This window comes from Streptomyces sp. Ag109_O5-1 (assembly GCF_003814875.1).
GTDB classification, from domain to species: domain Bacteria; phylum Actinomycetota; class Actinomycetes; order Streptomycetales; family Streptomycetaceae; genus Streptomyces; species Streptomyces sasae.
The window spans coordinates 5,637,565-5,650,382 of the sequence record NZ_RKQF01000001.1 but is presented as its reverse complement, the minus strand read 5'-3'; the positions used below and the strand labels follow the sequence as shown (position 1 = coordinate 5,650,382).

Annotated in this window: 11 protein-coding genes and 1 pseudogene; 7 read left to right on the top strand and 5 right to left on the bottom strand. The window is 68.7% G+C overall.

Annotation, left to right across the window (positions count from 1 at the left end; genetic code table 11):
- The first annotated feature begins 119 nt into the window (after nt 1-119).
- Nucleotides 120-1,133: an ion transporter gene (locus EDD90_RS25405; protein WP_123981610.1), complete on the top strand. Its 1,014-nt coding sequence runs from the start codon at nt 120-122 to the stop codon at nt 1,131-1,133.
- Nucleotides 1,134-1,168: 35 nt separating this feature from the next.
- On the opposite strand, the gene EDD90_RS25400 is transcribed toward EDD90_RS25405, so the two are convergent.
- Both EDD90_RS25400 and EDD90_RS25395 read right to left on the bottom strand, forming a co-directional pair.
- Nucleotides 1,169-1,828 carry a zinc ribbon domain-containing protein gene (locus tag EDD90_RS25400; RefSeq protein ID WP_123975356.1) on the bottom strand — a complete coding sequence of 220 codons (660 nt, stop codon included), beginning with the start codon at nt 1,826-1,828 and terminating at the stop codon, nt 1,169-1,171.
- Nucleotides 1,825-2,748 (bottom strand): ABC transporter transmembrane domain-containing protein, encoded by a 924-nt coding sequence (locus EDD90_RS25395; RefSeq protein ID WP_260328041.1) that lies wholly within the window; start codon nt 2,746-2,748, stop codon nt 1,825-1,827. Before EDD90_RS25395 ends, EDD90_RS25400 begins: the two co-directional genes overlap by 4 nt.
- 333 nt (nt 2,749-3,081) lie before the next feature.
- On the opposite strand from EDD90_RS25395, the pseudogene EDD90_RS25390 reads away from it, so the two are divergent.
- From EDD90_RS25390 to EDD90_RS25370, 4 genes and pseudogenes are all read left to right on the top strand, one after another.
- Nucleotides 3,082-3,516 (top strand): annotated as a pseudogene (locus EDD90_RS25390) (sensor histidine kinase); the annotation flags it as partial.
- A 467-nt stretch (nt 3,517-3,983) separates the two neighbouring features.
- Nucleotides 3,984-4,331, top strand: a complete 348-nt coding sequence (locus EDD90_RS25385) for a DUF1036 domain-containing protein (RefSeq protein ID WP_123975354.1) — start codon at nt 3,984-3,986, stop codon at nt 4,329-4,331.
- A gap of 670 nt (nt 4,332-5,001) precedes the next feature.
- Complete coding sequence (locus EDD90_RS25375) at nt 5,002-5,277, top strand: hypothetical protein (protein ID WP_123975352.1); 276 nt, start codon at nt 5,002-5,004, stop codon at nt 5,275-5,277.
- A gap of 458 nt (nt 5,278-5,735) precedes the next feature.
- The gene (locus EDD90_RS25370) at nt 5,736-7,211 is read left to right on the top strand and encodes a sialidase family protein (protein ID WP_123975351.1); all 1,476 of its coding nucleotides are present in this window, start codon (nt 5,736-5,738) and stop codon (nt 7,209-7,211) included.
- Nucleotides 7,212-7,588: 377 nt separating this feature from the next.
- Here EDD90_RS25370 and EDD90_RS25365 read toward each other — a convergent pair whose 3' ends face one another.
- Nucleotides 7,589-9,451 (bottom strand): hypothetical protein, encoded by a 1,863-nt coding sequence (locus tag EDD90_RS25365; RefSeq protein WP_123975350.1) that lies wholly within the window; start codon nt 9,449-9,451, stop codon nt 7,589-7,591.
- A 207-nt stretch (nt 9,452-9,658) separates the two neighbouring features.
- On the opposite strand from EDD90_RS25365, the gene EDD90_RS55605 reads away from it, so the two are divergent.
- The gene (locus tag EDD90_RS55605) at nt 9,659-9,805 is read left to right on the top strand and encodes a hypothetical protein (protein WP_185149215.1); all 147 of its coding nucleotides are present in this window, start codon (nt 9,659-9,661) and stop codon (nt 9,803-9,805) included.
- A 597-nt stretch (nt 9,806-10,402) separates the two neighbouring features.
- Here the strand turns inward: EDD90_RS55605 and EDD90_RS25355 are convergent.
- A complete protein-coding gene (locus tag EDD90_RS25355; RefSeq protein WP_123975349.1) occupies nt 10,403-10,951 on the bottom strand; it encodes an HIRAN domain-containing protein in 549 nt (182 codons plus the stop codon).
- A gap of 82 nt (nt 10,952-11,033) precedes the next feature.
- Here EDD90_RS25355 and EDD90_RS25350 point away from each other — a divergent pair, with 82 nt between their 5' ends.
- The gene (locus EDD90_RS25350) at nt 11,034-11,228 is read left to right on the top strand and encodes a hypothetical protein (protein WP_123975348.1); all 195 of its coding nucleotides are present in this window, start codon (nt 11,034-11,036) and stop codon (nt 11,226-11,228) included.
- Between the two features lie 514 nt (nt 11,229-11,742).
- On the opposite strand, the gene EDD90_RS25345 is transcribed toward EDD90_RS25350, so the two are convergent.
- On the bottom strand, nt 11,743-12,528 hold the full coding sequence (locus EDD90_RS25345; protein WP_123975347.1) for a hypothetical protein: 786 nt from the start codon (nt 12,526-12,528) through the stop codon (nt 11,743-11,745).
- Nucleotides 12,529-12,818: the final 290 nt, after the last annotated feature.

The following is a 12,818-nucleotide window of genomic DNA, read 5'->3' as shown; positions in this document are numbered from 1 at the left end:
GGGAGTGACCGTCACGCCCCCGGTACAGGTCAGGCGTGCAGCGTCGGCGGACGCTCCGCCGTGACGACGTAGTAGTCCAGCAGGCCGTCGCGATAGGCCGGCAGGAAGTTGCGCGGCCACTGCACGGGCAGGTCGATGCCGGAGAGGAAACGGTCCAGGCCCGCTGGTGCCGAGACGTCACGGAGGCGCGCTGGTTCGCCCTGACCGTCTTCGCCGTGATCCTCCTGAACGCCGCGCTGCTGGGCGTGGAGACCTACTCCGGCGTCGTCGCGGAGTGGCACGGCTGGTTATGGCTGGACGAGCACGCCTGTCTGGCCGCGTTCACCGCCGAGATCCTGCTGCGCCTGGGCGCCCACGCCGAGCGCCCGCGCGACTTCTTCAAGGACCCCTGGAACCTGTTCGACCTCGCCGTGGTCCTCTGCGCTTTCCTGCCGGTCGTCCGCGAGAACACCACCGTGCTGCGACTGCTGCGCCTGGCCAGGGTCCTGCGGACGGCGCGCTTCCTGCCGCAACTGCGGATCGTGCTGGTCGCGGTCGCCCGCAGCCCGCCCGGCACACTGAGCTTCCTGCTGGTCGGCGCGCTGCTGCTGTACGTGTACGCCATGGTGGGCTGGGTCTTCTTCGGCCACCACGACCCCGGGCACTACGGCTCCATCGGCCGCGCCGTCCTCACCCTGTTCCTCCTGACGCCCCTGGACGGCATCGGCGACGCGGTCCACACGGGCCTGGAGCTCTCCCGCTGGAGCCTCGTCTACTACGCCTCGTACGTCCTGATCGCCTCCTTCGTTCTGGTCAACGTCCTGATAGGCGTGGTCATCACATCCCTCGACGAGGCACGGGAGATGGAGAAGGCGGCGGAGGCAGGGGCGGGCACGGAGCCGGGAGCGGGTGCGGGCGCGGAGCCGGGAGCGGGTGCGGGCACGGAGCCGGGTGCGAGCGCGGAGGAGGTACCCCGCCCGGCCGTCGGACCGCCCGACGACCACCCGCTCCTCCTCGCCCGCATCACCGCCGCCCGCCAGGCCCTCGACGCCCTCGAACGCGATCTGATCCGATCGGCGCCGACGCCGACGCCGACGCGTCTGGCCGCCCGGACGGCGGACGCACCGGCCGCGCCCGCCGGGGAGGCCCGGTAGCCCGGTAGTCCGGCGGCGGCCGCCGCCGGTGGACGCTACCTGCGCGTACCGCACCCCGGGCAGAAGGCCGCCCCGTCCGGCACGGCGGCGGAACAGGAGGAACACCGGTCGGACTGGGCCAGTTGATGGCCGCAGCCGGAGCAGAAGGCGGCGCCGTGGGTCTCGGTACGGCAGTGCGGGCAGACCAGCTGCCGGGGCGTGTTGGGGTCGTAACCCTGCCCGGCCTGCTGCCCGGCGGCGTAGGCCCGTTGCGAGGCCATGTCGTTGAGGCCGCGCTGCTGGGCCGCCATCGCCTCGGCCGCCGTGTCCGGCGCGCAGCGCAGGCACAGGCCCTGGGCGGCGTTCCAGCAGCGGCCGCACACGTAGTCCGTGCAGCGTGCGCAGCGGTTGAAGTGCCCCTGGGCGTTACCGATGGCCCGCTCGAACGCCTGGTCGCGGGCGCGTCCGTAGCCGGCCCCCGCCAGCCCGTCGGCCGCCGACGTCAGCCCGGTACCGGTACGGCCGAGCAGCCCCCAGGCCACGTCGACCCCCTTCCGTAGCCAGGTGGCGGCCCGCTCCCCGGCGTACGGCTCGAACGGCGAGCGCCAGGTGTCGTAGCAGCGCGAGCAGGAGAACTCGAACTGGAAGCCCGCACCGGTCCCGTCACGCACGCACAGGTCCCGGTAGTTGTTGCTGAAGTAGATCTCGCCGCTCATGTGGTCCCCCCACAGTTCAGGCCGTCGGCACACAAGCCGTACGACGCTGGGGAAACGGTACTGGTTCTGGCCAAGACCGCCATATTCAGGCCATGCCCGCACGACGACAACTCCCGCTGTGGGCAGGTGCCCTGGCAACCCCGTCCGATTCGGTGTCCCGCGGCTTCGGTCGAGGCGTCTCGGCGTGGGCGAGGACACGGGCCGGGGCCCGCGGTGTGAGGGTGTGCAAGGAGCCGTGGCCGAGTTCGAGGACCAGGTCGGCATCGGCGGTCAGCCGCAGGTCGTGGGTGAGAGGAACGTGGTCCGGCCGGCCGCCAGGCGGCGCAGGGGCTCCATTGGTTGTAGGCCTGCACGACCGGCATGTTGGCCAGGCTCTCCTCCAGCAGTGAGGCGAGCTCGCCGTTGCTGTCCCGCTCCGCCCGGCCGGCCGTGCGGGCCCGGACGGCGAAGGCGCCGGTGACGAGCCAGATCACCGGTGCCGCGGAGAAGGCCACCAGGGCCAGCAGCCAGTTGGTCCACACGGCGGCGGCCAAGAAGGCGGCGCCGGCGGCCGAGGCCATGAATTCCACGGGGGCGCCGGTGACCAGGGACTCCACGGCCCCGATGTCACCGGTCAGCCGGCTGACAAGGTCACCGTTCCCGCTCCGGTCGAAGAAGTCCGGCGGAAGCTGCTGAATGTGCCGGAAGTTGCGGTCGCGCAGGCCCAGCAGGAAGTGCTGGCCGGCCCAACTCGCGAGGTAGCCGCCGCCGAACGACGCCAGGGCGCCCAACCCGGCGAGCGCGAGCCACAGTTCGGCGGGCCGCCAGAAGCGCGCCAGGTCGCCGGTGGCCAGCACGTCGTCGGTGAGGTACGAGACGATGCCGATGGCCGCGGTGTCGCACCCGGCGGAGACGACCAGCAGGAGAACCGACGCCGTCACGGTGGAACGGTTCGTCCGCGCCGGCGGCCAGAAGGCGCGGAATGCCGCGGCGGGCGACATCCGCGCGTGACGGACCTGCCCGGCCGCAGGCGTGTCCCCTGGCGTGTGCACGTACTGCCGGCGCTCCGTTTCCCTCACCCCTTCCGAGCCGGAAAGGTCCGGCGTGCGTCCACGCACCTGGGGCCGCGATGGACGCACGCCGGCGTCGACCTGTGGGCCTGTGCGACTACTTCTCGTGCTTCTTGGCACCGTGCTTGTGGTGGTGATGGTGGTGGCCGTGCTTGTGGTGCTTCTCGTCGTGCTCCTTGACCTTCTTCTTGGCCTTCTTGCCCGCTGCGCCAGGTGGTCGCCAACCTCATCGGCAACGCCGTCGCGCACACGCCGCCCGGGACCCCGGTACGGATCGGGGTCGGCACCACCGCCGACGGCAGCTGCGTGATCGAGATCGCCGACTCCGGCCCAGGACTGACACCGACACAAGCGGCGCGGGTGTTCGAACGTTTCTACCGGGTCGATACCTCCCGCAGCCGCCAGGAAGGCGGCGGCGCCGGCCTGGGACTGGCCATCGCCTCAGCCCTGGTGACCGCCCATGGAGGCCGCGTGGAACTGGAGACCGCCCCCGGCCGGGGCGCCCTGTTCCGAATCCGCCTGCCCGCCGAGCCCCCTCCGACTTCTGCTCCGACTTCCCCTCTGACAATTCCCGCGACTTCTCCCGGGACTTCGCATGCATGCGCCCTCGGGGGTGACCGCACAGCTCTGTCCGGCTGACTCTGCGGCTGCGCGGTTGCGCGGGGTCACAACGGTGCGGGTAGGCCGCGGTCAGAGCTGCTGTCGCGGTCACCGCCGCGGCCTCGTGATCCACCGTGCACACCGGCGTGCCTCCCCTCCACCCGTCGGCCGCCGCACCGGCGAACACCGACCGCGTCGACGCCACGAGTTTATGACCCCCGTACGGGGCACCTCCCCACCCGCTGCGATACGCCGAACCTTCCCCGGGGAACCTCTCCTCCGCATCTGACCGACGGAGACAGGAGGTCCCATGTCACAGGAGGCTGCCGAGGCGGTCGATCCGAGAACCGACGCGGACGAAGAGGCACTGGAACGTGCCATCACAGCCGGCCGATCCGGCGCTCGCCCCGGCGGGACGGACAATTCGAGCCCGCACAACGCCCTGACCCGGTCCGACGGAAGCCCGGCTGCCCGCAGGCAGCCGGGCGGGGAGTAGGAGGCGCGCCGTGCCGCTGAGGTTCAAGAACAACTACGAGCGCGAAATCTGGACGATGGTCGAGCAGTACCTGCCCAACTGCTCGGCCAGCAGCAACTGGCGGAAGCAGGGCTGGTGGAAGATCGGCCCCGGCGAGACCGCCGTCGTCTACGGCGGTGACGCACAGGCCGTCAACCCGATCTGGTACTGCTACGCCTTCGCGGGCAACGGCACCGAGTGGCGGGACAAATTCCAGGAGACGGTCCCGCACACCGCCTTCGAGTGGTGTTCGAACGTCTCGGACTCGAACTCACGGACGATCCTCATGCTGGAGTTCACCGTGACCGCCCCGGACTTCACGTTCAACTTCAACCCGTAGCAGCCCGCCCCGCCCGCCCCGCCCCGGAGGGGGCGGGGCGGGCGGGTCCTGTGGGTCTGCAAGTCGGTCCGGCGCGCTCAGGTGATGCGTTCCGAGTGCCCGTCGGGGAACTTGCACGAGGGCGGGAGGTATGGGCCGCCCCCGCTGACCGTTCCGCCCTGGGCCGTGCACTCATCGGATGATATGGAAGGGTGCGTCGCTGCCTGAGCGGTGGCGGCGCCGACGGCACTCATGCCGACGAGGGTGGCAGTGGCGAGGGCGAGCCCAAGCAGTCGTCGTGTGCGCATGCCGTTCTCCTCTCGCGTGTCCCTGGTTCGGTAGTTCGGTGCTTCGGGACGACCGGGCTGTGCCAGGGACGGCCTATTACTCAGAATGGGTGACGGTGAGCAGACGCGCGAGTCGTGGCAGGCGGGCGCCGTAACCCCTCCGACGCTTGACGGAGCGACCGAAGCCGGTTGCCTGGAGACGGGTGCTCAGGACGGGCGGGGGAGAGGATGCGACGCTGGAGTGAGGGGCCCGTGAGTGGAGGTCCGAGTGCGTCTCATCCGGTCCGGGGCCCTCTCCTTCGGCCGGGGCACCACTCACCGAGCGTCGCCAGGCGGCCTTACCGCGTGGGTCCGGCCCACTGGGACCAGGACCGCGCGGCCGACCCGGAAGGCAGGTGCGTCCCATGCGCACGTCGACCCGTATCGCCGGTGCCCTCACCGGCCTGACCCTCACCCTCGGTGGAGCGGTCCTCGCCGCTCCCGCGGCCCGGGCGGACATCCCCGCCTGCACAAAGATGGCCGAACTGGCCGGTGCCACCGCTTCCGGCTCCGTCACAGCGGCCTGCGGCCGAGGCGTGGTCGGAGACCTGCAGAGTTGTGTGACCGGGCTGAACGGGGCCGGAGTGGCGGGCGGCGCCGCGACCGCTGCCTGCCGTGCGGCGGCCCACGAACCGCGCTAGAGGACCGCGCGCGACAGCCGCCCACCGGCACCGGTCGGAGACACGTACGGCCCGTCTCCTCCTCGCCCTCCCCGGCCCGCCCCGACACAACGCGGCCCCGGTGGGGAGGCCGACAGTGACCGACGACGTCGTTCGCATTTCTCATCCCCATGGATCACGACCGTCGTCGACACTCGGCAGGTCTTGAACAGGCGCGGGAAACGAGCAGATCCGCCGGCATCGCCGACCGGCACGGTGCACCCGCCGGCCGGCTCCGCCGTGCTCCTCGACGCCCTTGGGGATGACCCCGGGGATTGACTCCGCCGTTCGGCCCATCAAGGGCACCGGCCGCACCGCCGAAAAGGACCAAGCGGAGTCGCCCCACCCCCGCGTTCCGGTACGCCTCCGTGCCCCGGGCCGCCCCGATGACGGCGGTCCCGTACCCCGGCACCGGCCGACAGGCCCGGAGGAGATCCCGCATGCGCGTAGTCCTGCCCCTGACCGCCGTCACCACCGCCGCGCTCCTGCTCGTCACGGTCACCGGCACGACTCCCGCCGCAGCGGAACAGCACCCCGACGCCACACCACTGCTGGTCAAGGTGTCCCACGGCGACCCGTACGCGAAGTGCACCATCGGAGCGAGGTCCCCCGACAGCATCGTCTACCCGGGCACCGAGGTCGAGCCGTACCTGTCCGTCGATCCGCGCGACTCCAGGCGCGTGGTCACCGTGTTCCAGCAGGACCGCTGGAGCGACGGCGGTGCCCGTGGCCTGGCGGCCGGCTGGACCACGGACGGCCGCACCTTCCACCAGAGCACGCTGCCGTTCAGCCTGTGCGCCCCCGGCGGCGCGGACTACGAACGGGCCACCGACCCCTGGGTGAGCACCGGACCGGACGGCACGGTCTACGCCGGCGGGGAGGGCGTCGACTTCACGAAGAGCACGCGCACCGCCATTCTGGCAGTCACCTCCCGCGACGGCGGCCGTACTTGGCGGAACCTCACCACCACGCACGTCGACGAGCAGCCGTTCTTCAACGACAAGCCCTCACTCACTGCCGACCCGATCCGCAAGGGCACCGCCTACCAGGTCTGGGACCGCCTCGACAACGACCCGCCCGGCCCCAGCTCCCTCGACGGTCCCGGCTACCTCTCCCTCACCCGCGACGGCGGCCGCACCTGGAGCAAGGCCCGACCGTTCGTCGACACCAGCGCAGTGCCCAACACCCAGACCATCGGCCATGTGGTCGTCGTCGACCGGCGCACCGGCACCCTGTACGACTTCTTCGACCGGATCACCCAGTCCGACGACCTGAGCACCGTCGTCGAAGCCCACTTCGAGATGGTCACCTCGACCGACGCCGGCGAGACCTGGAGCGCCCCGGTCGCCGTGGCCCGGGACACCTCCGTACCGGAGGTCGATCCGAACGACCCCACCAAACTGCTGCGCGACGGGACCACTCTGCCGAGCCCGGCCGTGGACCCCAAGTCGGGCACGCTGTACATGGCCTACGAGGGCTCGGACTTCTCCGGCGGAAAGTTCGACGCCGTCCAGCTTGTGCGGTCCACCGACGGCGGACGCACCTGGGGGACCCCGGAGCTGATCAGCCCCAAGGGCGTTCCGGCCTTCTCACCGTCGATCGCGGTCGCCGAGCGGGGCACGATCGCGCTCACCTACTACGACCTGCGCTTCCTCAAGCCCGGCAACACCACCACCCTGCCCACCGCCTACCAACTGGCCACGCTGCAACAGGGAAACCCGAAGCTCCGGACCGAACGACGGATCTCGCGGATCTTCGACTGGCTGCAGGCGCCGTTCTCCGGGGGCTACTTCCTCGGTGACTACCAAGGTCTGGCGGCAGACGGCAAGGGAGTACGGCCGGTGCTCACCGAGACCAACTCCGGCGCACCACAGAACCGTACGGACGTGTACACCACCAGTCTCCGCACCCCCTGACCGCCGCGACCGCCGCCGGCCGTCCCTACCGCCGACGGCTGCAGACAGGCCTCGGCCCCAGTCTTCCTCGCCTCTCCCGCCGCACACCGCCGGCTTGGGAAGTTGCGGTCATGCGGGAGCGGTTCAGGCGCTGACGCCGCTGGCAGAACCTTCTGTCCTGGTGTGACCTTGGACGTCTGCGCCGGCATCGGCTCCACCGCAGGGCGCAACACCGGCACCACCAGGCCCTTCGGCTGGGCGACGTGTTCCCCGTTCACCTGGATGCGGGCCGGACGGAGGCGGAGCTCCTGGTGCCGCGCAGTCACGCGGCCGTAAAGGGGAAGGGCGCCCCGGAGGTTCCCGGGGCGCCCTTCGTGATGGTCGTCACAAGAGGCTGTTCAGCGCACGTCCACGTAGTCGTGGTAGCTCTCGGCGTCCACGTAGGAGCCGGACGCGAGGTAGACCCCGACCCAGGTGCCGTCCTGCTTCGCGGTGAAGCGGGCGGTGAAGTGGCCGTGCGAGTCGGCCTTGACGGAGCCCAACTGCGTCCAGGACTTCTTGCCCTTGGCCTGGAAGAGGATGTAGACGCGCTGCTTGCCGAACGCCACCCACTTCGTGCCGCTCAGCCGTTGCAAGGTGCCGGTGGTGGTCACGGTGTGGCCCTTGCGCACCGGCTCGGGCCCGGCGTTGAAACCGGTGATCCGGGTGGCGGTGCGATTGAAGTGCACGGAGTTGGAGTAGCCGGGCTGGTAGTCCGACGAGCCCGCCGAGTACAGCCGCCAGTAGCCCTTCGGCACGGCCACGTACCCGTCGAGGTTGAAGGTGCCGTCGGACTTCGTGGTGAACCAGCCGAGCGACTTCCAGCCGGTCTTGCCGTCGGCCGACTGCTGGAGGTACAGCTTCCGGTTCGGCGGCACCTTGCCGTTGCTGGCGGTCATGCTGCCCTGGATGTGCAGGTCGGAGTATTCGTCGATCCAGCTCGAACAGAAGCAGATGCTCGTCTTGTTGATGACGTCGACCTTGAACTGCGCGTGCGAGGCGGTCAGATACGGGTCGGCCAGGTAGCTGTCGGAGCTGGTCTCGACCGTGAACGTGGCGTCGTCGTACGGGATGTACGGGTCGGTGAGCGTGAAGCGCCCGCCGTCACCGCTGGTCGTCGTGGCGTAGTAACCCATGTCGAGTGCGACGCCCTTGGCCGGGCGCCAGGTGCCGTCGTACAGGTACTCCACGACACCGGACGAGGACGCCTTGGCGCCGAACTTGATCTGGACGCTGGAGTGATCCAGCCGGATCCGGCTCGGGCTGACCACGACCGGCAGGGTCTTGCTGTCGACGAGCACATAGGTGTTCGTGCCGTCGGGGTTGACGATCCAGAAGGAGAGGGAGACCGGCACGGACGTGGCGTTCTCGCCGTTCAACTTCGGTGCCACGTCGATCGCGTAACTGCCGTCGGCGGCGGTGACGGCGCTGTAGGAGTACTCGGCCACCACACTCAGCGCCTGGCCGGCCAGCGGCGAGGTGTCGCCGGTGATCGGGTCGAAGAGCGAGATCCGGCCGCTGAGCGTGACGTGCGTGTGCTCCACGTCGAGCACGGCGGGGCTGATGCTGCGGTCGGCGAAGACCGGCTTCGGCTCGACGTCCACGGTGGTGGCGTGCGCCGACGTGGTGTTGTCGCCGTCGCTGTCCTGGGCGCTGACCGTCACGTCGTAGCTGCCGTAGGACGGCAGTTGTGACATGCGCGGCGAGCGCCAGACGCCGTCCTGCGGCGTGCCGGAGACAAGCGTGAAGCCGGTGACCGCGACGGTTGCCGGGGCCGATCCGTGCAGCTCCGTCAGGTCGGCGGACACCTCGGTGACCGCCGAATCGGAGGAAACGGCGACCGTCAGGAAGCCGGCGTCGGAAGGGTCGGAGCCGACGTTGCCGAACACCGGGGCGCCGGTGCCGTCGGCAGGCGCGTGGCTGCTCGGGTCGGGCGTCGGGTCGCCGGAGGGCGTGTCGGACGGGGTCGGACCGGCGGAGGTCGGGGTGTCCGACGGTTCGCCGATGGACGGGTCGGACGGGAGCGGGGTGTCCGAAGGAGTGTCGGACGGGGTGCTGGTGGGCGTGTCCGTCGGCGTGGGACCGGTCGTCGGGTTCGTGGTCGCGGTGGCCGCCGGGTCCTGCCCGGGGCCGCCGTCCGCGTACGCCAGCGTCGGCGCGGCGAGGAGCGCGGCGCCCAGTGCGGCGGAAACGGCCGCCGACACCAAAGAGCGTGTTCTCACTGCTGGATTCCCCCCACGGGAATGGCGCAGCCACGCTGCCCCGGATGTCCGGAGGCCGGCCGCGCTCTTTGTACGGTTGCTGTGAACATCACGCAACGGATCGAACTCTAGTGCCTGCCTCCGACACGGGACCAACGGGTTTGTGGAACCGGCGAGGATCCCGCCTGCTCCTGGGGGCGCGTCCCGTACGTAGTCGGGATCTTCGCCATGGACGGCACGACGCGGCAGGGGATACGAACGGCGCTGCGCGTACCGGCCGTCACCGCCGAGAACATGGCGAACGACGAGGCCCGCTCGGCCTGCAACACGGTGATCGATCAGCGGCACCGCGCTGCCTCGTGGTCTCGCTGCTGAGCGGTGTCAGCGCGAAGGAGGCGCGCCCGTCACCTGGGATCACGTTTCCCTGGAGACGAAGGACGGCATCCCGCCCACGTCGCGGTGTGGCGCTCGGTGCGCAAGCACGGCGAGACGAAGACCCGGAAGAGCCGGTGGACCATCGCTCTGCCGAAGCGTGTGGTCGGCCACAGCCGAAGCCATGGACGACATCTTCGCCGAAGATCCGGAAGGGGAGCAGACGTCCGCCTCGGAAGAGGGCGCCGCGGGAGCCTGATCCAATTCGTTTGGCCCCCTGGGCACGACAAAGGCCAGGGAGTATTAATACTCCCTGGCCTTTGACCAGCGTCGGGGTGGCGGGATTTGAACCCACGACCTCTTCGTCCCGAATAATGTGCGGAAAGACTGCTGACCAGGATCGTTGAGTATATGGGCAGGTCAGAGCCTTGGTGTGCGTTGGTTGGCGCGGGTGCAGCGAATCATTATTTTCTTGATCCACTCCCCGTTCACTCCCCAGGGCGTCCCCTCTAAGGAACGGTCCGCTGGTAGCCGTTCCCCATACTGTCCGCGGGAAAAGGAACAGCCCTCGCGAGCGCGAGGTACCAGCCCGGGCCGCGGTCAGTGGCTCCGCAGGAAAACTGGGGTGGGCAGTCCGATGGGCCGTGGGGAAAGCATGTGGTCGATGACCCTCGGATCAGCTGCGAGCACCGCGACTGCATCGCAAGGTTTTCCCGGGCCGGTCCCTCGGAGAGTGATGGTTCGGAGCCGGACTCCCTGGGCCAGGACCTTCGACCATGAGCGGGCCTTCGCCTTGTTCACGTACCCGACCGGGCCAGGCCCCTGCTCGGGGTAGACCGCGAGGGCGTTGGGATCGTTCGGGTTGTCGGGCTCGGGGACAAGGCGCACCAGTCGACCGGGCCGAAGGTCGGCCTCCCGGGCCGCCTTCGCGTAATACCGCTCACCCCGGAGGTTCGTGGCATATAGGCCCGCCAGGTGGAGGCGTTGGTCCGTCGGTCCCACCAGGAGGCCCGTTTCGTCCTCGCAGAGGCGGAGGTCTCCCTGGTACTCGATCAGGTGCAGCCGGGGCATCCTGCCCGGAGGAGGCACGAACCGGTCCTTGGACCCGTCGGACGGAACGTAGAAGCTCTCTGTGGCCCGCGCGTCCATGGGAATCCTTTCTCCCCGTTAGTCGGCCAACCTACTGCGGACACACGAAGGCTGGGTCCCCCTCGGCGAGGAACCCTGCATCTTGACCTGGCTCACCGTTTCCAGAGGGGCCGGCTCCACGGGGTTTGGCCTACCCAGACACTGCATCGTCGCGATCACGCCTATGGTGTCGCTCCTGAGGGAGATGGGGCAGCGCATGCTTGAAGCGCAGATCGAGGCCTGGCACGACGGTGGTGGCGACATGGAGGAGGACGAGGGCTACGAGCCAGCGGACTAGGCACCGCCGCGAGGACTTCGTCACCAGGAACGGTCGCTCGATGGAACCGCGGAGGAACACCGCATTAGGAGAGAGGCGCGACTGCCTACTGGGTGACCAGCGGCTTCGGCACATGGCGGGGCGGCTGGCAACTCGACTGCAAGACACCGCCGTTGACCGTGGCTGACCTCCGCATCTGGCACGATTGTGACACGAACCTCAGCCGACGACAGTCAGCCACGATGGCGGGTGCGTCGACCGATCACGCACGCGTATGCCTCACTGCACCCCCACCGGCCTCAGCCACGCTGATGGGGTGAGTCATCGACCAGAACGAGCCGCGACGGCAGACCCGCGATGACAGCTTCACGGCCCAGAGCTGACGGCGGTCGCCGATTTGATGCCTGCCCGGTGTGCCCCGCGATTCCTCGGTGGTCAGTTGACCATTGACTGCCGTTGACGGTCGGCTACGAGAGAGGTAGGGACGCTGGACACTCGTGGACTCGCTGCTGATGACCGTGCGGGATGACCGAGCCTAGAAGCCGAAGCCTATACAGATACCAGCCCAAAAGCCGCCGGCAGCGGCCGATGTGCCCGAACAGAAGGCGACCCAGATGGCAGATATCCAAGAGCACCCGAACCACAAAAGACAGGCAATCAATGCTGCAACGGAGATGACCAGAACACCGATGATGATGAGCCATTGCCACCATTCGAGCGGCGAGTGACCTTCGCGGCCCCAGTTACGTTCCGTTGTGAGGATCTCGTCGAACTGACTGAACTGCTCATCGAAGAATGGCAAGAGCCCGTCAATTCCACCCTGGCGAGAAATATCGGCTACGCGGTCGAAGGCGTTCGCAATTTCGCGACTGTCGGCCACAGGTACGTCGGCGTTGTTGACGGCTTCGAGGAAGGCGCCGCGAAGTTCACCTAGTGACTGCGCGAATTCATCACCGTCGTGGGAGAAACTGTTGCGAATCGCTGTCCACTCATCTGAAGCGAACGCACTCCTCAGTCCCAATCGGGCTTGTTGGGCGTGACGCTTCGCCCGCTGGAAGAAAACTTCCGGGGGTACTGCGGCTCCACGATTGAAGGGGAAGCCAAGGGCTGCAGCTCGCTCCTCATACCTCAGTCGTTTGTGGCCGCCGGAAATTTCCGCGTCAATTTGCATGACGTGCTGGGCAATATCCGTCAACCCTGCGCGTCGAAACAGGGCTTCGCCTTGACTCCTCAATACGATGTCTTCCCCGGTGCAAGAGCAGCCCATTACGTGTCCTCCTTTGTGCTCGACAGGCAGATGCAGGCCTGTTAGGGGCTGCATCCTCTTGGCCCTCCATGACTGCCACCAAGCCTCTGTCCCCCCATACGTCACTTAAATAGGGCCGCTACGTTTCTTCGACCTAGAGCGGATTTAACGTGAGTAATCACGGCGGTTGCCACTTTGCGGCTGTCACCCAACCAGACACGGCCGAACCTCCGTCAGCGCTATACTGGTGGTAGCCTGAGGTCTGAAGCGCTAATATGCCATTCAGTGTGCGCTCTTGAGTAACAAGCCTCTTAATTAGGGTGACTCAGCGGATCGACCCCCGCAAGTTTTGCAGTCAAGAATGA

Bases quoted from the DNA above. Each gene is read 5' to 3' on its own strand.
- EDD90_RS25370 (WP_123975351.1), top strand. From the start codon at position 5,736: ATGCGCGTAGTCCTGCCCCTGACCGCCGTCACCACCGCCGCGCTCCTG.
- EDD90_RS25355 (WP_123975349.1), bottom strand. From the start codon at position 10,951: ATGGACGCGCGGGCCACAGAGAGCTTCTACGTTCCGTCCGACGGGTCC.
- EDD90_RS25375 (WP_123975352.1), top strand. From the start codon at position 5,002: ATGCGCACGTCGACCCGTATCGCCGGTGCCCTCACCGGCCTGACCCTC.
- EDD90_RS55605 (WP_185149215.1), top strand. From the start codon at position 9,659: ATGGACGGCACGACGCGGCAGGGGATACGAACGGCGCTGCGCGTACCG.
- EDD90_RS25400 (WP_123975356.1), bottom strand. From the start codon at position 1,828: ATGAGCGGCGAGATCTACTTCAGCAACAACTACCGGGACCTGTGCGTG.
- EDD90_RS25345 (WP_123975347.1), bottom strand. From the start codon at position 12,528: ATGCAGCCCCTAACAGGCCTGCATCTGCCTGTCGAGCACAAAGGAGGA.